Origin of the sequence: Clostridium sp. YIM B02506 (assembly GCF_022324845.1) — a bacterium.
Taxonomy (GTDB): domain Bacteria; phylum Bacillota; class Clostridia; order Clostridiales; family Clostridiaceae; genus Clostridium_T; species Clostridium_T intestinale.
The window spans coordinates 114,029-133,967 of the sequence record NZ_JAKGTG010000004.1; the positions used below are offsets into that span (position 1 = coordinate 114,029).

General features: G+C 31.7%; 16 protein-coding genes and 1 pseudogene. 7 read left to right on the forward strand and 10 right to left on the reverse strand.

From position 1 onward, the window contains the following. Positions 1 to 77 precede the first annotated feature (77 nt). From L1S49_RS05280 to L1S49_RS05295, 4 genes are all read left to right on the forward strand, one after another. Positions 78 to 1,586, forward strand: coding sequence for a spore germination protein (locus L1S49_RS05280; RefSeq protein WP_238902885.1), 1,509 nt, complete (start codon positions 78 to 80; stop codon positions 1,584 to 1,586). Positions 1,587 to 1,591: 5 nt separating this feature from the next. Further along, positions 1,592 to 2,686, forward strand: a complete 1,095-nt coding sequence (locus L1S49_RS05285) for an endospore germination permease (protein ID WP_238902887.1) — start codon at positions 1,592 to 1,594, stop codon at positions 2,684 to 2,686. Next, positions 2,683 to 3,915, forward strand: a complete 1,233-nt coding sequence (locus L1S49_RS05290) for a Ger(x)C family spore germination protein (RefSeq protein ID WP_238902889.1) — start codon at positions 2,683 to 2,685, stop codon at positions 3,913 to 3,915. Before L1S49_RS05285 ends, L1S49_RS05290 begins: the two co-directional genes overlap by 4 nt. A 100-nt stretch (positions 3,916 to 4,015) precedes the next feature. Beyond that, entirely contained in the window at positions 4,016 to 4,495 is a 480-nt protein-coding gene (locus tag L1S49_RS05295) for an S-ribosylhomocysteine lyase (protein WP_238902891.1), read from the forward strand. Positions 4,496 to 4,565: 70 nt separating this feature from the next. On the opposite strand, the gene L1S49_RS05300 is transcribed toward L1S49_RS05295, so the two are convergent. Together L1S49_RS05300 and L1S49_RS05305 are read right to left on the reverse strand one after the other, a co-directional pair. Beyond that, positions 4,566 to 5,018 carry a DUF134 domain-containing protein gene (locus L1S49_RS05300; RefSeq protein WP_238902893.1) on the reverse strand — a complete coding sequence of 151 codons (453 nt, stop codon included), beginning with the start codon at positions 5,016 to 5,018 and terminating at the stop codon, positions 4,566 to 4,568. Positions 5,019 to 5,116: 98 nt separating this feature from the next. Continuing rightward, positions 5,117 to 5,593, reverse strand: a pseudogene (locus tag L1S49_RS05305) (4Fe-4S binding protein); the annotation flags it as partial. 232 nt (positions 5,594 to 5,825) lie between these two features. Here L1S49_RS05305 and L1S49_RS05310 point away from each other — a divergent pair. Then, the gene (locus L1S49_RS05310; protein WP_238902979.1) at positions 5,826 to 6,182 is read left to right on the forward strand and encodes a NifB/NifX family molybdenum-iron cluster-binding protein; all 357 of its coding nucleotides are present in this window, start codon (positions 5,826 to 5,828) and stop codon (positions 6,180 to 6,182) included. Between the two features lie 126 nt (positions 6,183 to 6,308). On the opposite strand, the gene L1S49_RS05315 is transcribed toward L1S49_RS05310, so the two are convergent. Then, a complete protein-coding gene (locus tag L1S49_RS05315; RefSeq protein WP_238902895.1) occupies positions 6,309 to 7,154 on the reverse strand; it encodes a Cof-type HAD-IIB family hydrolase in 846 nt (281 codons plus the stop codon). A 161-nt stretch (positions 7,155 to 7,315) separates the two neighbouring features. On the opposite strand from L1S49_RS05315, the gene L1S49_RS05320 reads away from it, so the two are divergent. Both L1S49_RS05320 and L1S49_RS05325 read left to right on the forward strand, forming a co-directional pair. After that, entirely contained in the window at positions 7,316 to 8,764 is a 1,449-nt protein-coding gene (locus L1S49_RS05320) for a PLP-dependent aminotransferase family protein (RefSeq protein ID WP_238902896.1), read from the forward strand. A gap of 123 nt (positions 8,765 to 8,887) precedes the next feature. After that, positions 8,888 to 9,502 (forward strand): LysE family transporter, encoded by a 615-nt coding sequence (locus L1S49_RS05325; protein ID WP_238902897.1) that lies wholly within the window; start codon positions 8,888 to 8,890, stop codon positions 9,500 to 9,502. A gap of 122 nt (positions 9,503 to 9,624) precedes the next feature. Here L1S49_RS05325 and L1S49_RS05330 read toward each other — a convergent pair whose 3' ends face one another. The 7 genes from L1S49_RS05330 to L1S49_RS05360 all read right to left on the reverse strand — a co-directional run bounded on the left by L1S49_RS05330 (position 9,625) and on the right by L1S49_RS05360 (position 19,892). Continuing rightward, on the reverse strand, positions 9,625 to 10,428 hold the full coding sequence (locus L1S49_RS05330; RefSeq protein WP_238902898.1) for an SDR family oxidoreductase: 804 nt from the start codon (positions 10,426 to 10,428) through the stop codon (positions 9,625 to 9,627). A 39-nt stretch (positions 10,429 to 10,467) separates the two neighbouring features. Beyond that, a complete protein-coding gene (locus L1S49_RS05335) occupies positions 10,468 to 11,919 on the reverse strand; it encodes a methyl-accepting chemotaxis protein (RefSeq protein WP_238902900.1) in 1,452 nt (483 codons plus the stop codon). Between the two features lie 211 nt (positions 11,920 to 12,130). Next, complete coding sequence (locus tag L1S49_RS05340; RefSeq protein WP_238902902.1) at positions 12,131 to 14,380, reverse strand: alpha-L-rhamnosidase; 2,250 nt, start codon at positions 14,378 to 14,380, stop codon at positions 12,131 to 12,133. Positions 14,381 to 14,435: 55 nt separating this feature from the next. Continuing rightward, entirely contained in the window at positions 14,436 to 15,281 is an 846-nt protein-coding gene (locus L1S49_RS05345; protein WP_238902904.1) for a TIM barrel protein, read from the reverse strand. A gap of 24 nt (positions 15,282 to 15,305) precedes the next feature. After that, positions 15,306 to 17,117 (reverse strand): family 43 glycosylhydrolase, encoded by a 1,812-nt coding sequence (locus L1S49_RS05350; RefSeq protein ID WP_238902905.1) that lies wholly within the window; start codon positions 17,115 to 17,117, stop codon positions 15,306 to 15,308. Positions 17,118 to 17,159: 42 nt separating this feature from the next. Continuing rightward, positions 17,160 to 18,461, reverse strand: a complete 1,302-nt coding sequence (locus L1S49_RS05355; RefSeq protein WP_275299531.1) for a family 1 glycosylhydrolase — start codon at positions 18,459 to 18,461, stop codon at positions 17,160 to 17,162. A 27-nt stretch (positions 18,462 to 18,488) separates the two neighbouring features. Continuing rightward, on the reverse strand, positions 18,489 to 19,892 hold the full coding sequence (locus L1S49_RS05360; protein ID WP_238902909.1) for an MFS transporter: 1,404 nt from the start codon (positions 19,890 to 19,892) through the stop codon (positions 18,489 to 18,491). Between the last annotated feature and the right edge of the window lie 47 nt (positions 19,893 to 19,939).

Sequence of the window (19,939 nt, forward strand, 5' to 3'; positions counted from 1 at the left end):
TAAAAATCTAACTTATATTAATAGAATAAAAAATTTCCACCAAAGGCAAAATACACTCATGATAAAACATAAATGAGGTGATTAAAATAAATAAAGATGAATATAACTATAAACTACTTACAGGTAATCTTGAACTTGATCTTAATAATTTGAAAAATGTATTCTTTTATCCTAAAAATAAAGACTTTGTCATAAGACCCTTGCATATAAAGGCTTTAAATGTAGACGGCATTATAATTTATTTAACTGGTTCTGCATGCATAAACACAATAGTAGCTGATGTTATTCAACCATTAACTAAAGAAGGAATTAACGAAACACCTAACCCCATTACCGAAGGTATAATAAATAAAATACTTACTACTAAAGAAGCTCATAAAATATCAAACATAGCTGAAATTACAACTTCAATTACTAAAGGAAATACGTTGTTGCTTATAGAAAACTCCAAGGAAGCTATTTCTATTTCTACTACTGAATTTGAACATCGTTCTATTGAAAAACCAGCAAATGAAAATACCATAAAAGGACCTAAAGAAGCCTTTGTTGAATCTGCAAATGTTAATAGATCTCTTATACGTAAACATATAAAATATGCCAACTTAGTTACTGAAAGTATTGAAGTTGGTGAAAAATCTAAAAATGATGTTTATATGATGTATATTGAGGGAATTGCTGACCCAGAATTGATAGAAAATATAAGAAATAGAATCAATAATATAAAATCAGACTCTATATCAAATGTTTCCATGCTAGAACAATTTATTGAAGAAAGAAGCTATTCACTTATTCCTACAATCTTATATACAGAACGCCCTGATAGAGCATCATCTTTTTTAAATGAAGGCCACATAGTACTACTTATTGATGGCTCTCCCGCTTGTTTAATAGCACCAGTAACATTTTGGGCATTTTTTCATACTGCCGAGGATCAATATGAACGATGGGCTTATGGAAATTTTATAAGAATAATTAGACTCTTTGCAGTTCTTATATCCTTGTTAGTTCCAGGATTATATATTGCAATGAGTAACTTTCACGCTGAAATGATCCCAAGCGATCTTGCTGTATCTATCGCTGCCGCTAGAGAAGTACTTCCCTTTCCAATAATTGTTGAAGTGATTTTAATGGAAATTGCTTTTGAACTAATACGTGAAGCTGGGGTAAGAATTCCTACTACAATAGGTCCCACTATAGGTATTGTAGGTGCATTAATTTTAGGGCAGGCAGCAGTAGAAGCAAATATAATCAGTCCTATATTAGTAATAATAGTATCAATTACTGGGCTCTCTTCTTTCGCATTACCAGATATAAGTCTTAGTTATGCTATAAGGATATCCAGGTTTCTATTTTTACTTGCTGGCGCATTTATGGGATTCCTTGGAATATCACTTCTATTTTCAGTTTTTTTGGCTTATATGATTAACATTACATCTTTTGGTGTTCCATTTATGTCTCCTTACGCTCCTCACTACCCTTCTTCTCATGATTTTTTAACAAGAGCACCTCTATGGAAGCAAGTGTTAAGACCTTCTAATATTTCTAATATTAATTCTGTAAGAAGAAAAGGTAAAAGAATGGAGTGATGGACATGATAAAAAAATATGATGGGAAAATTGGTTTTAGAGAACTTATCACTCTAATAATAATTTGTTTAGGTATGAAAGTTACTGACAGTACACCAGTTTTATTAACTAAATTAGGATTAAATTCTTCATGGATGCTGCCTATTATCTCAGGCTTAGTAATAATAATCCCAATTTTATGCCTATTTTCATTATTAAAGCTTTATTCCGATAAAAATATAATAGACATAATATATCTATTAACAGGGAAAGTTATTGGACTTATTCTTGTGTTTTTATTATTAATACTTACTTTACAATATGTGATAATTACTATAAGAAGTTATAGTGATATTTTAAATACCTTGTTCTATATAAAAACACCTCTTTACGTTATAACACTCTTATTAATTGTAAGTAGTTGCTATATCGCTAATAAGGGCTTTAGTGTAATAGGTAGTTTAAGTTGGATAATTTACTTTTCACTACAAGGCATACTACTAATTCTAGTAATTATGTTATGGAAAGAATTCAACTTTAGTTATCTTTTCCCTTTAGGAGGTCCTGGTGTTTTTACTTTATTAAAGGAAGGTACTACTCACTCCACAATCTTAGGAGAATTTATTATTTTAGCAGTTTTTTTCCCACTAGTAAGATCTTTTAAAGATTATAGAAATGCAACTTTATTAGGGTTTCTTATAGCAGCTCTACAGCTATCTATTTTTATGATAATTTATATTAGTGTCTATGGATATCCAACCCTATCTGTTTTAAATTATCCATATCATCAGTTAACACGTTTAGTAAACGTAGGGAGATTTGCTACTAATATGGAAGCTATTTTTCTTGGATTTTGGGCTTTAGGAACTTCTATTAGATTTTCCTTGTATTTTAGTACCGTGTCTACTATATTATCTAATGTTATAAAATGCAAAAATCACAAATTAGTTATGGTTCTAATAGGAATTTCAACTTTCCTAATGTCGATAGTTCCTGATAATTTTACTAAATATGTTTTAGGCTATAGAGAATTTACTATTGTTATGTTTTGGATTTATGTAATAGGACTCCCTATTTTATTATATGTAATAGCTAAACTAAAAGGAGAATACAAAAGATGAAGACTATTAAAGTTGTATTAATACTAATTTTAACGTCATTACTTTCAGGCTGCTGGGATAAAGCAGAAATAGAGGATATAGGTTATGTTGCAGTAATAGGTATAGATGACGCTGATTTTAATAATATAAGTGTAACCTTCCAAGTCACTAACCCTCAAGTTGGAACATCTGCCAAAGTTAATGTTGATGAACCTGCTACTAATATTATTACTTTGTTATCAAAAGACTTAATTACCGCAAGAGAGATTTCAAGTATGTCTATCGCAAGACGATTAACATTTGCTCATGTTAAAGCAGTAGTAGTCAGTGAAGAATTTGCAAAAACAGATAAACTATTCACTTTAATAGAAGCAGCTCAAAGAGATCGGGATATTAGGCGTAATTTTGATTTTATAGTCTGCAAGGAAAAAGCCTCTGAATTTATAAGAAAAACCGATCCTCAATTCGATACTAGGGTTGCTAAATATTATGATTTTGTTTCAAGTCGCTGGAAAGATTCCGGATATGTACCCTTATCTAATCTTCACAGACTTTCTCAACGTACTTCAGATGACCTAGGTTTATTTCTTGGAACTTATGCGACTACTATTAAAGAAAACGAAAAAAAATTTGCTGAAAATGAAACAGATTACTTAGCAGGAGAGATACCTGAACAAGAACCTAATCCTACTCAAATGATGGGCTCAGCTGTCTTTAGAAAAGGAAAAATGATTGGAACACTAACTGGAGACGAAACTAGACTTGCATTAATCTTAAGACCAAAGATTATAACAAATCATTTAATTATTAGTTTTCCTGACCCAATGAAGGAAGAGGAAAGAGTAACTACTATGATGTTTAGAGGAAAAAATAAAATCAAAATTGATATAAATAATGAACATCCTGTTATTAATGTCACAGTTCCATTAAAACTCAGTATTACCGCTATTCCAAGTCTTATTGATTATGTTGAAAATCAAGAAAATCAGAGAATATTGGAACAATCAATAAAAGAATACTTAGAGGATAAAGCTACGAAGCTAGTAAAAAAAACTCAGGAAGAATTCCACGGAGAGCCCTTTAATTGGTCAATCGTAGTACGAAAAGAATTTAGATTATATGATGACTTAGAAAACTATAATTGGATGGATAAATACACTGATGCCGAGGTTAATATTAAATTTGATGTAAAAATTAAAGATTTTGGAAAACATATTGCTCCAACAAATCTAAAAAGACCAGAAAATTAAATCTCATAAATTCTTAAGATTATTCACAATGAAATTAATAATGTTATAATATATTATAATATTAAAGTTAAGCTGTTTTTAAAGCAGAGGAGGAAATAGAATGGAAAAAATCGCAAGTTTTACAATTAATCATTTAGAATTACATCCTGGAGTATATGTTTCAAGAAAAGACAATGTAGGTGGAAATATTATAACTACTTTTGATATCAGAATGACAAGACCTAATTTTGAGCCAGTTATGAATACAGCTGAAATGCATGCTATCGAACATTTAGGTGCCACATATTTAAGAAATCATGCTGATTTTGGATCAAAAATTGTTTATTTTGGTCCTATGGGTTGTAGAACAGGTTTTTATCTACTACTAAATGGAGATTATGCTTCAAAAGACATAGTTGATTTATTAACTGGTTTATATAAATTTATTGCAGATTTTGAGGGAGAAATTCCTGGAGCATCTGCAAGAGATTGTGGAAACTATCTTGATATGAATCTACCTATGGCTAAATATTTAGGAAAGAAATTCCTTAATGAAGTTCTTCTAAATATTAGTGACAAGAACTTAAACTATCCAGAATAATAACATTTAAATAAAGAGTAGTAATAGCTTTAAATTCTATTACTACTCTTTCTATTAAGTTTGATAGAACTTAAATAGTTTCTTCACAGCATTTTTTGCAAGTATCCATCTTTTTTAAACATGCAACTTTTTCTGACTTACAGTTAGGACAATTAAACTTATCTTCACTACTATTTACTTCATAATTGCTCCCACAATCAAAACACTTATACTTGCAAGACTTTCTAATATAATTTCCTCCACTTATTTTTATTGCCTTACCCTCTATTAAAGCCATAGCCACCTTTTTTCTTGCATTATTTATAATATTTTGAAAGGTTGGCCTAGATATCTGCATTTTTTCAGCACATTCTTCTTGACTTAAATTCTCAATATCCTTTAATCTCATTGCTTCAAGTTCTTCTATTTTTAAAATAATTTCTTCAACTTCTGATTTAGCTCTGCACTTCATTTTTTTACATGGTGCAAAGTAATCATCTTCTGGAAAAAACTCTACAGCTCTATGCTTTGTTGGTCTAACCATCATTTACCCCCTCAAGATACTAGATGTTTGTTAACTTAATTATATATAACTACCTATAAATCTTCAAATATATAAACTATTTTATAGTAATTTTATTATATCCTATTGCTTTTTCTAAATTTAGATATAATAGAAGCCAAAGTTCCCATAGGACATAAATTACACCAAGTTCTATGATTATATCTTAAAGACAATACTATTCCTATTATTGTTGTTATAAAAATAATTCTATAAAACACCATTCCAATCCCATATAAATTCCCCCAACTTTTTTTGATTCCTAGAGTAAACATAGTCATCATAATTATAAATACTAAAGCTCTAAAGTAATAAGACTTTAAAAATTTAGGTGCCTTTTTCTTATTACTAAATTTTGAAACTACATTATCATAAAAATTTCCTCTTGGACACAAATTACCACACCAATATCTCCCTCTAAATACAGAAACAATCCCAGGTGCAATCATGCAAATGGCTGCTATAACAGCAAATCTTAAATCCACTAACCCTACTATAAAAAATCCTATTAACACTATAAACGAATATTTTTTCCACCAGTTAAAGATGCTTTTCATTTATTACCCCCACTTATTACATTTTCTTATATTTTATTAAATATAAACATTTATTTCTGTGATTTAATTACTTATCCACATCAAATACAAATAAATATTTTTCATATTTTACCTTATTTTCAAATCATTATTGACATATGCCACTAACAAGTTTAATATAATTATTAATGGCATATGACAATAACTTTTTTTGTTTTGTGTATTTTATTAAAATTTTATGGAGGTATATTTTATGAAAATAGCATTACCATCTCGTAATAACTCTATTGATGACCATTTTGGTCACTGTGAGTATTACACTATCTTTACTATTAATACTGAAACTAAAGAAATACTCTCTTCTGAGATTCTACAGTCTCCTAAAGGTTGTGGTTGTAAATCAAACATTTCTACAACACTTTCTGATATGGGTGTTGAAGTTCTACTTGCTGGTAACATGGGCGAAGGCGCATTAAAAACTTTAAATAATGCTGGAATAGAAGTTTTACGTGGTTGCTCTGGAAATGTACAAGAAGTTGCTCAAAAGTGGCTTGATGGTTCTCTAATTTCTTCTTCTGAATTATGCCACAATCATGATTGTCAAAGCTAGCAAACAAAAACATTAAACTTAAATATATTAAAAAGAGTAGCACTGGACTAAATAAATTCCATTACTACTCTTTACATTTTACAACTCTATAAATGAATGTTTAGTAACTTTATATCTAAAAGTCTACTAAATTAATCCAAGTTTTTTGAAACTATTATAAATACCACCCTCATCGTGAGTATCTGTAATTTCATCAGCAATTTCTTTTAAACCTGGTTTTGCATTTCCCATTGCAATCCCTAAATTACAAAACTCAAACATTTCTACATCATTCATTCCATCCCCAAAAGCTATGGTATCTTTAACATCAATGTTTAAATGCTCTAAAAGAGTTTCGATGGCGGTTGCCTTATGCACCTCTGGAACTCCAAGCTCTCCACTATCATCTCCAAACATTGGAACTGTACAATGAATAACTTCAAACTCATTTTTAAATTCATCTCTAATCTGTTCAAAAGTAATTCCTTTAGGTTCTAAGAAACAAGCTTTATTAACATCATTCCTATATAAATCTTCTCCACTAATTAATGCTTCAATAAAATGATTTGGATTATTTTCTTTTTTATGTTTTGCAGTTGGATCACTTTCTATATCTCCATAAATAAGTCTTTCTAACTCTGGAATTAAATTTTCACTTGCATATAATCCACCATTAGATTCAATATAAAAATCCACTTTATGTTCTGTAAAAAAGTCAACTAAATGCTTAACATTCTCTTCACTAACTTTTTTATGATAAAGCATTTCTTCACCAATCTCTACAAAACCACCACCAGCTCCAATTATTCCATCAAAGCCTATTTCAATTATAAAGTCATAAATTTCTGCTTTTGAACGTCCTGTACATAGATAAACTACATGTCCATTTTTTCTTGCTTCTTTTATAGCTACAGCTGCAGATTCAGGTACTAAACCTTCATCATTACACAAAGTTCCATCAACATCTATAAATATCATCTTTCTATCTGTCATAAACCCACCTCATAATTATAAGAATTTTTAAGTACATTATATTATAATTATAAAGCATAAAAGGACTTGTTGTTTTCTAAAAATGAAATCTTATTATATTGATTTCTAAAACTTTCTATAGTATCCTTTGTTTCATAAACCACAATTAAGTGAGGTATTTTATGATTAAAATTAATTGGAAGCCTGATAAATCTTCAGGTACATCTTTATATAAACAGATAGTATCTTATATGAAAGAAAAAATATCAAACGGTGAGTGGACTCTTGGTAGTAGACTTCCTACTCAAAGAGAACTTTCAGAGAGATTTGAAGTAAATAGAAGCACTGTTATTGAAGCTTTATCTGAGCTAAAGGCTGAAGGCTTAATTGAAGGAAATAGCCGTGGTGGCACAAAAATAGTTAATAATGCCTGGTCAGTATTAATGTCAACCTCACCTACTAATTGGCAAAATTACATAACAAGTGGATTACATAAACCTAATTTACAAACTATTCAATTAATAAATGAATTAGAGTTTGAAGAAGGAATGATTCGTTTAGGGACAGGTGAACTATCTCCTGATTTGTATCCTAAGGAAATGATGAAAACAGTCTTAACTAATGTCTCTGACAAAATAAATTCTTTAGGTTATGAGGAACCAAAAGGACTTTTATATCTAAGACAGGTATTAAGTCAATACGTTAAAAAATATGGAATAAATGTATCTCCAGATTCAATATTGATAGTTTCAGGTTCCTTGCAGGCATTCCAACTAATATCCATGGGAATTTTATCTCCTGGATCAACTGTTCTTACAGAAAGACCTTCTTATATAAAGTCACTTTCCGTATTTGAATCATCTGGAATGAGATTAAATGGAATTGATATGGATGCTTATGGTGCTAAACCAAAAGATATTTTAAAAAGTATCAACAGCAAAGACACTTCATTACTATATACTATCCCCACTTTCCACAATCCAACAGGAATTATAATGCCTAAAAGCAGAAGAGATGAAATTTTAGAGCTTTGTTCAAATGAAAGATTACCTATTATAGAAGATGATGTTTATAGAGAATTGTGGTTAGATGAAGAACCTCCTAAACCATTAAAAGCCGAAGACAAAAATGATAACATACTATATTTAGGTAGTATTTCAAAAACTCTAGCTGCTGGCCTTAGAATCGGATGGTTAATAGGTCCGGAGGTTGTTGTTGAAAGACTTGGCGATATTAAAATGCAGACAGATTATGGTTCTAGTTCACTTTCACAATGGGCCTTAGCTGAATGGATTGAGAGTGGTTTATATAATAAACATATTCTAGAGGTAAGAAAAAATCTAAAGCTTCGCAGACAAATAGTACTAAGATGTTTAGATGAATATTTTTCTGATATTGCTACATGGAATAAACCCAAAGGGGGATTTTATATTTGGTTAAACTTAAATAAACAAATATCAATGAATAAGTTATTTAAAGATGCTTATAAAAATGGTTTATTAATTAATATAGGAAATATATATGATTTTTCAAACAACTCAAATATCAGAATCTCGTATTCTTATGCCAGTTTGATTGACCTAGAAGAAGGATTAAAAAAGCTTTCAAAATTGATTAGAGAATGTGATTAACAGCTCTTGAAGCAAAGTTCAAGAGCTGTTTTGGTTGGGGTAAATTTATTGTATTTGGTTGGAGACTTTAATAAATTAGGTAGCTATAATTGTTTTAGACGTAAAAACAAGGAGGAAATAAACATGTTAAAATACTTAGTTCAAGGATTCTTTCTTGGCCTAGCCTATCTTGTCCCAATAGGAATGCAAAACATGTATCTAATAAACACTGCTGTTATAAAGAATAGGATGAGAACTTATCAAGTTGCACTTATTGTAGTTTTCTTTGATATAGCACTATCACTAGCTTGTTTCTTTGGTATGGGGGCTTTAATAGAAAAATCTAAAGCTATAAAATCAGTTATCCTACTTATTGGCTGTATAGCAGTAATTTATATAGGAATCCAACTTCTCATGAAGTCACCTAATACACAAACAGATGTTGATGTGGACAAATCATTGAAAGAGGTTATATTAACTTGCTTTATGGTTACATTGGTTAATCCCCAAGCTATTGTCGATGGTTCTTTATTACTTGGTGGGTTTAGAGCATCTTTACCTCAAGGAACATCATCCTTTTTTATTATAGGTGTATGTGTAGCTTCATTTTGTTGGTTTACTGGTATTTCAACCATAGTATCAACTTTTAAGCAAAGCTTTAATAAGAGAGTTCTTAGGGTTATCAATATAGTTTGTGGATTTGTTATAGTATATTATGGATTGAAACTAGGATATAGTTTTTATCTAAATATAATTTAATCATTAGGAGGGGATGTAGTAGATTTATTGAAAATAAATCTACTACATCCCCTAAGAAACTACCTTATTTTAAAATTGCAAAACTTTTTTTATTGAAATAATATAAAATAAATTGTATAAATTTATGATATCATTTTTGTACCCATAACACGTTTTATTAATCTGGTTGCAAAACCAGGATAAATACCATATAAAAAATTCATTGCCTTAGAATCTTTACCAACAAACAATCTATACTTATTTTTTTCCATTCCATTAATAATCTTTTCAGCAGCAGAATATGGTGTTAATAATAATTTTGAATTTTTTTCTGAATCTGAAGCACTTTTCTCAGTAATTTCTGAATTTTTCATTATATCTGTTGCTATTCCACCTGGAAACACAATAGAAACTTTTACTTGTGATCCTAAAAGTTCTGAATATAACCCTTCTGTCATTAGTTTTACAGCTGCCTTAGATGCACCATACGTACTTTGTCCTGGAAAAGGAAAAAAGCCCCCCATACTTGCTATGTTTACAATATGGCTTTCTGGTCTTGTTAGTAGATGATTTAGAAAGGCCTTTGTCATATATAAAGTTCCATAAAAGTTAACATTCATTACCTTATCAATTTGTTCAAATTTTAAATCCTTTAATTCAATAAATGGTTGGATAATGCCTGCATTATTTATAATACCATCTATATGCCCAAGTGATGAAATAACATTTTTAGAAAATTTAAAAACCGCCTCTTTATCTGTAATATCTACAACATAAGTTAATAAATTTTTACTTCTACCCGCTATTTCATATGTTTCATTAAGAGCCACTTGATTTATATCAACTGCAATAACCGTTGCACCTTTTGATAATAAATTTAGAACCAATTCTCTTCCTACACCATTTCCTCCACCGGTTACAACTATATTCTTATTTACTACTTTCATAATTATTCCTCCTAATTTTATTTTTCCTTGTAAGATCCTCTATTTCTTTTTTACCAATTCCTGTAGCCTTTCACTCGAGATACTGATTTGCTGCATTAAACTATATATGTTTTTAATACTTTCACTTTGTTCTTCTGTCGTGGCAAGCATTTCTTCTGCCGCTGCTGAATGCTCCTGTGATATACTTGCTATACCTTCTGTCCGTTCACGTATTTTACTAAAAATAGCATCTATCTCTTCTGTCATCTTCAGCTCATTTAATATATTTCCGTCAATGCTTTTAAAAACTTCTCTTATTTTTACAAATCCTTTATCCACATGTTTTGTAACTATTTCCCCCTCACTTACTGCTACACTGCCATTGCTTACTTTTTCCATTACTAAGTCCATTTTGTTCTTTATATCTTTTATTATTCCGTCTATTTGTCTAACAGCATTTGAGCTTTGCACTGCAAGTTTCTTTACTTCTTCTGCAACTACTGCAAATCCCCTCCCCATTTCGCCTGCTCTGGCAGCTTCTATTGAAGCATTTAATGAAAGTAGGTTAGTCTGTTCTGAGATTTGAATTATGATATAGAGGAAATTATTGACTTCATCAATACTATTCCCTAACTCTTGTACTGTAGTCAGTGATTCTAATATAGCAATATTTATAATGCCCATCTGTTTATCTAGATGATTTATTCTTTCTGATCCATCAAGTACTATTTGTTTTGCATTTTTAGATGTGCTGGAAAGGTTTTTTGTAAGATCATTTATTGATGTCACCTTTTCACCAGCATCATTCATCATACTGCTAATTTGATTAATACTTTCAGACTGATCCACTACTCCTTTAGTAATCTCCTTAGCAGTTCCTTCAATTAAATCACTAATTTCATTCAAAATGATAGTCGCTTTATTACAACCTGATATATCTTTATCTAATAATATTGTGCTCTCTTTAATTACCTTTAGTATCTTATCTAGCGATCTCAAAAGTTCACCTGCCTGATACTCCTTTTGGTTGGCTGATCTTATTAAATCACTCCCCCATTTGCTTACAAAAAATAAAACTACAATAATTATAATTAAAAATACTAATGTTAATATAAAGCTTTTATGATTCAAGATTTGCAATACTGTAAATAAAATTATGTTTATGGTACCAAAGTTAATAAGTATTAATTCATCCAAAAATAAGGCTGAAATGCATATACCTAAAGTCATTGTCATTATTGTAATGGAAGAATCTGACATTGACAACACTAGGTTAGACAAGAAACTGAACAATAATATATAGCTTGTGAATTTACGGAAAACATTTTTGTAAGTAAAGATTGAGGCTACAGCAATTCCAAGAAAAAATATTCCCAATGATACATAAGATAAAAAAAATGCTCCTTTTCCCATAAAAATTAATATCATTCTCACTAATAAAAAAGAAGAGAGAATAGTTAAAACAATGTTATTTACTCTTATCGTATGGCTATTCATATTAGAATTATTCATTTCTAAATCCTCCTTAGTATATATATGAATATATATCTTTTTTTATTTTTTCACTCGTAATATCTTGCATTTACTCGTACTATTTGAATTTTTTAATATTGCCCCACTCCCTAATATCTTTGAATAATATCCTATAAAAGAATGTAAAAATAAAAAGCACAAAAATCATTAACTATCTTTCGATTTTTGTGCTCTTTTAAATAAATTCAGATTAGTTCACTGATAATGCACATTCATATTCATAGGCACCTGCTGCCACTTGATGCACAGAGCCGTCAGGCAATACAATTTCTGCATTCGTTGGTGTTTCTATTTTAAATTTAACTGTCTTTTCCTTACTTTCTAATTCCTGATTTCTAAAAGATTGCGAAATAAATTCCCAGGATACCTTTATTATTCCAACTCTGGATTCATAGGAGCCAGATACACTTCCTAGACGCTCATCCACAATTGGACAGATTCCTATCTTTTTATATCCTGGAAGCAGTGGTTTAATACCAAGAATATACTGATAATAAAATTCTCCTACACTTCCAAATGCATAGTGATTAAATGATACCATATTGTCCGAACTCATTTTCTCTTCATTTACTTTTCCATCTGGCATAAGTGCATCCCATCTCTCCCAAGTTGTAGTAGCACCACACTTTATTTGATACATCCACCCTGGACAACCTTCCTGTATCAATAAATCATAAGCAAGTTTACTATTTCCTGACTCAGCTAATATAGGTAAAATATGCTCTGTAGCAAAAAAGCCTGTCTGCATTCCATTAATTCGGATATTTTCTATCAATTGTTCTAGAACTTTTTCTTTTAGTTCTCCCTCTGGAAGCACAAATTTTAATGCCATTATATATGCTCCCTGATAATCATCTATCATTTTTCCTTCTTCAGTAACAAATGTTTTAATATACGCACTACGGGTTTTATTTAACTGATCTTCATATCTCTCTGCATCTTCTTTTTTTCCAAGACGTTTTGCAGTTTCAGATAATACTCTTAAATCATTTACTATAAATGAATTAGATACAGGATTGTTATGCATAGCCATCCAAGTTACATCTTTTCCAAGCATTAACCAATCACCTAAATTAGGACCATTCCATAAATTTACCTCTCCCATTTTTCTTATTTCTGCCTCTACAAAAAGTTTCATGCTCTCATATTGCTCAATTAGGTATCTATCTTCACCATACTGCCAATAAAGCATTTCTGGAAGAATAGTAACTGCATTCCCCCAACCTAACATGCTCAGAAACCCAATTCCGCCTGGTCCATTTGCTGGAATAGTAGAACCTATATAGCCCTCTGTATTGTCCATTTGACTATATCTTATGTCTTTAAGAAATTTACGCCAAAAACTTTCTGTATCAAAATTATAACTTCCAGTTAAAGCAAATACATGCCCATCGCCAGTATATCCCATACGTTCATCACGTTGCGGACAATCAGTTGGTACTTCAATATAATTTGATTTTTGCCCCCATACTTGATTTTCATAAAGCTTTTGCACCATTTTATTCTTAGATGAAAAATATCCAGTACGCTCCATATCACTATAAAGGGCATATGCAGTAATAACTCCATCTACGTATTCTGTCCCACTAACCTCCATGTAACGGAATCCCATATAAGTAAATTTAGGACGATATTTTTCTGTCTCTGTTCCTCTATGATAAATAATCTCCGCCTTAGCTTTTCGTAGATTTTCTGTATACAAACTTCCGTCTGCATTAAGTATTTCCCCATGACGAATCTTTATAGTTTTACCTATCATCTTAGCAGGATCAATTTCTACAATACCAGCAAAATTCTGTCCAAAATCTAAAATTGTCACATCCTCATGATTTATTACTCTTTTTACAGGCATTTCCTCCTGAATTTTTACTGTAATTATTGTTTCTTCTATCACTTCAGGAATTTTTCCCATATATTTTTCTGGATTTCCAGTTGTCTTTTCTTCTACGTTCTTATTCCCTTCTGCAAAATATACTTCTCCATCATAAAATCCTGCATACCCATATGGTGACTCTAACTCAACAACTGAACTTTCATCTGAGGTGTATGTTCTACTTTGAAAGTCATCCTGTTCTACCTCAAGTATCCAAGAAACAGCTGCTTGTTCTCCATATATTTTCACTGTATTATCAAAAGTGAATCTTCCACAATACCAACCTTCTCCTAAATATACTTTTAGTTCATTTTCCCCAGTTATCAATAAATCTGTCACATCGTATTTCTGATATTGTAAATCTCTATGGTAGTATGTAAAACCAGGTGCAAACATCTGATTCCCTATCTTCTCACCATTTATCTGAGCTTCATATATACCAAGTGCAGTAATATATAGAGTCGCTTTCTTAATATTCTCTCCACTTACCTGTTGTCTAAAAACACTAACGTTACCTTCTTCATACGCCTTATTTGATGTAATAAAATACTCTCTTAAACTCTTCATATTTACCTCCTAGCACTCTTTTTTGAGTGCAAAGATTATTAACCTTTGCACTCCTTTAAATATACTTATTTAGAAAATCAGCGCTAATTTGAAATGATTTAATTGGGGATTTATCAACCCAGTTTCTATGACTCTCAAGAATAATTGCCTTCACGTCATATTTTTTGGCTGTCTCTATCATAGCCGTTAAATTCATATTTCCATGCCCCAATTCCATACTATCTGATTTTAAAATTGAACCAGAACGTCCATTCAGCCTTGTCCCCCTATCATTAATGTGATAAAGTTTCATTCTCTGTCCAAGCGTTTCCATCAAACTCAGAGCGTCTACTCCTGCTTCAGTCGGCCAATAGGAATCAAACTCAAAATTCACATACTGTGGATCTGTATTTTCTAAAATCAACTCATAGGCAGTTTTTCCTAATTCAACCTTACGAAACTCACAATTATGGTTATGATATAGTAAATGAACTCCACATTCTTCTAGCAATTTTCCTGCATGGTTTAATTTATCTATCAATTCTAGTACCGCTTTTTTGTCTGAATAATCAAAACGGTGCATTCCTGTTATTACAATGTAGTCTGTTTCAAAGGTTTTTGCTTCCTGAATTATTTCCTGCGTTCTATTTAAAATGCTGCCTAAATCCTCATGAATACTTACAACTTTTAAGTTTGATTTTTCCATTAGCATTTTCCAGTCTAAATTACCACTACTTCCCATTGGCATACCTGCCATTCTGGTAAGCATACGAACAATTATTGGCATTTTTTTAATCATGAACCCATTCAATTCTATACCGTTATATCCAGCTCGCTCTATGAGACTTAGCGTTTCACGTGCTCTATTTTCTGTTCCCAAGACTGTTCTAAGCTGAAATTGTTGTATAGCCTTAATTGTCATAATATTCAACTCTCCATTCAACTTTTATCGGTTTAATGTTTCTAATAAAATTGTCTTACCTTCTGTAATTCCCGATTCGTTAAAGGCATCTACTCTTACATAGTATTTTTCATCCTTAACCAGAGCACCAACACGCTTCTCAGTACCAAAAACCATGTAATTATGATACAACTTATCAGGAGCATGTCCCCATAAAATATTATATCCTGCTGCACCGTTTTCTTTAATAGTAACATCCATATCAATATCACTAACTCTGATTGCACTAAATTCAGGTACTGTAGGTTTTTCATCATAACCAATTCCGAATACACGTAATCCTGAAATGCAAGCTTTCTGATTATAAGGAATTTCAAAAATTGTTAGCTTTAGAAAACGAGCCTTCCATCCATTTTCATTTACTACTAAATCATGAGGTAGGTTAGTATTTACTTGTGACTTATCCTCTACTGTAAAATACTCTTTTCCATCTAAAGATCCCTCTAAAATCCAACGAGTAACATGATTTGCTTCGTCAATATATCTTGCTTGAGTAGTTCCACGAACTTCTCCTGGAACTGGTATTTCTATCTTATCATCAGCAAAATTAATCTGAATAGCTCTTACATCATATTCTTTTCCTAAATCCATCTGCAGCCACTCTCCTTGTTTAGAAGAAGCCGCTCTCCACCAAGACTGTACATTTTCATCAGCTGCTTTTTCTGGTTCCTTACCTTCTTCATTGGAAGATGCTGTCATAATCTTTTTATAGCTTAACAGATACCACTCTGGATTCCTCCATGGATCTACTAATCCCTTCTCCACATTCAATGGCCAATCTCCATATCTCTGATTACAAAACAAATCTCCATCTGCATCAAATCCAGCAGGCCAAATTCCAACTCTACGCTCAAAACTATGATTTACGCTAATACGCATAGTAGCTGTATGCCAAAGATTTTTATATATATCCCACATTGTAGATCCATGTCCTGCTCCAGGCAAAAAACCTCCTGGTTTATAAGAATACGGATTATTCTTCGCAAGAGTAAATGGACCAAGTGGACTGTCTGATACATATACACCATCAGCATAAACATTGTATTGCGTACCATTACAAGCATACTGTAGGTAATACTTCCCATTGTATTTATCCATCCATGCTCCTTCAATATATGGAGCACTACTCAAAAAGCCTCTTAGCATGGACAACATCTGTGGTGAAAGACTGTTTGCATCCACACCTTTGAGCTTTAAGAATTCTTGAAAACGAGTTTCTAACTCCTCCCCAACAACTGGAAATACAGTATTATCTTCCCCAATACGCTCATAGCCTTTGGAATAGACATCACCAAAAATCAACTCTTTTTGCTCTCCAACAGGTATTAAAGTTACTGGATCCAATTCTACTCCAAACAATGGTGTAATATTAGTACATCCCCAGTAGAAATATAGTCGTCCATCATCATCTAAAAACATATTCGGATCCCAAAAATCAAAGCTTCCATTAATCTTCTCATAAGGTCCATTGAGAATATCCTTTGTACGGTAAAAATCACATATTTCTCCTCTCTTAGAAGCACAGAAATATACATAGTCTCCAATAACTCGTGCATCTGGTGCATAATCATAAAGAGGCAGTTCATCCGGAAGTCTATAATTTTCCCAGTTTGCCATGTCTTCTGATACCCATACTCCTAATGTCATCGAAGCAAAAATATAGTATTTTCCCTTAAATAAAATCATAGATGGATCAGCAGCTTCTCTAGCTACCTCTAATTCACCGTAGCTTTGCATGCTTTTATTAAACTGATATCGATAATCTATATTTACAGGATTACAAAAATATTGTTTCATTTACATACCACCTCATTTATATTTTTATATAGTAAGTCATAACTAAACACGATTTATAAAACTTCCCAATGTTTTTAGGCTTTCTTTAGGATAACGTTTCTGCGTATTCCTATCCACTGCAATCAAACCAAAGTTCATTGAATATCCCTTTTGCCACTCAAAATTATCAAGCAAAGACCAATGCATATAACCTCTTACTGGAATACCTTCTTCTACACATTCTTGGATTCCTTCTAGTACCTCCTTAATAAAATTCACACGACGACTATCATCACTTGTTGCAATTCCATTTTCTGTTACAATTAAATCACCATGAAAATCCTTTGCTACAGCTCTGACAACATTCACGATTCCAAGCGGATAATCCTCATATCCCATTTGAGTCTTAGGAACTTCCTTGTCTGGTGCTGTCACCCCATTTTCATCGAACTGTTTTCTTGTATAACATTGAACACCAAGAAAATCATCATTTTTAATATAAGGAAGATAGTGTAAAAATTCTTCATCCCATTCTTTTTCTGCAAATTTCTCCCCGCCCGGATATGGTTGCATGTCATGTAATGATAAGGTAAGTCCTACTTTTAAATGAGTGTAAGCTGCCTTGATAGCATCTCTAGCCGCTTCATGTGCTTTCATAACAAGAATATCACCTTCTGGTGTACATTGAGAAACAAATGTATGAACCTTCGTTGGATCCTTTATTCCGAAAGCTTCTGCAGTTTCCATCATATTTAACTTCATGTTTTCTGGCATCATATTAATACCAACTTGTACATTATTCTCACTACTCTTTGCATCAGCTTTTGTCCCACCAGCCATCATTCTTTTCATCATAGATTTAATTAAAGCTGCCAGTTGAAGACGCATATTAGCTTCATTAATTGTACAAACATACTCCAGTTCTTGCCCTATTTCTTCCATTAAATGTTTACAATAATAAGTGAATTTATCTACAACAGAAGGATTTTCCCAACCACCTTCTGAAATCAACCATTTTGGAGATGAGAAATGATGTAATGTAACCATTGGTGTAATTCCATATTTCTTACAACATGCAATAACAGCCTTATAATGTTCCACTTCTTCTTCTATCCAACTATCTGGCTCTGGTTGAATTCTTGACCACTCTATAGAAAAGCGATAAGTATTTAATCCAGCATCAGCCATATATTTAATATCTTCTTCATAACGATTGTAGTGATCTACTGCATCCAAAGATGGTTCATTAAAAATTGAATGTGTTAACTGTTCCTGTGCCCAATAGTCACTATATCTATTATTTCCTTCTACCTGATGAGCTGCTGTTGTTGCGCCAATCATAAAATTATTATTAAATTTTTTCATATCAAACTTTCCTCCCACATTTTATTTTTAGTTATCTACACCTAAAGTCTGTGCAGTAGCTTCTGTCTCTAATTTTCTAGTTTCTTCCCATTTTGAAATCTTTCTCTCTAATGATGCGAATGCTTTTGATGAAAATAAAATAATTACCAAAAATACTGCTGGTACAACAGCATAAAGTATACGAATCATTATTAATGCGCTATCTGGCTGTGTAGTTATATTTGCGCCTGACACATAACCTGCAAAACCTAACAAAACCCCAGTTAATGCAGATCCAATTGCAGAACCGAATTTTGTTGCAAAGTTTGATAAAATACCTGTTGATCCATCCATCCTAGCCATACCATTCATTTCATTATAAGTACAACATTTCATTGTGAAAAGTACGCCATAATAAGCCAATGGAAGTGTGGCAAATGTCCCTATAGCTCCACCGATTAAAACTCCTGGAAGAAATGAACCAGAAATGAATACTATTATATATCCTATAATACCTATTACACAAAAACTTGCTATCATATCTCCCATAGTACCTATCTTACGCATAATTGCTGGAAATACAAACATTACTGGCAGCAGAACAATGGATATCATAGATGTTACAGAAATTAAAGAAGTACTTCCTATAATCCATTTAAAATAATAGGTGGCCATACCAAGCGATGTTGTTACATTATAACAAAGCATAATACAAGCATACAACCAGATGTATTTGTTCATCTTTAACATTTGGATGACTTCTTTTATTGAAATTTTTTGATGCTGCTCTCCTGCATCTACAGATGGATCTTCTTTTAAGAAAATAAAACGTGTGATGCCAATAATGCCTAATGGAATTACAAAAATAGCAACCGTTTTAGTCCATCCTGCTCCACTAGTTGCTAACTTACTCATAACAATAGGGAATGCAACACTAATTGCTATAGAAGCTGCCATCGTAATAATTCCACCATAAGAAGCAACTTTTGCGATGATTCTCTGATTATTGCTAAATGCACGAATAGTATATGGTACATTCGCTGCTGATCTTAGTGTTGTAAATACTGAAAATACTAGAGTATACATACAGAATATCCATGCACACTTTATAAATTCGCTCCATTCAGGGCTTGCTGCGAAAAGCCCTACTGTACAAACTGCAACTCCTATAATACAAAGTTCATATGGCCTTGCCTTTCCAAATCTTGTATGAGTATTATCTACTAACCATCCAGCAATTATATCTGTGAATGCATCAAATATTTTACTTGCCATCAAAAGAGTACCTAGCAAGGCTGGATTAATTCCCAATGTATCTGTACAATATAAAGTCAAATAACCAAGTACAATCGCAGATATACCCGCTGCTGTAACATCTGAACTTTTATAAATTAATAATTTTCCAAATCCTAGTTTATCATTATTTTGTATTTTTTCTTTTTGATTAACCATAATAAAACCTCCTGTATAATTAAAATTCTATTATATTCGCTTTATCT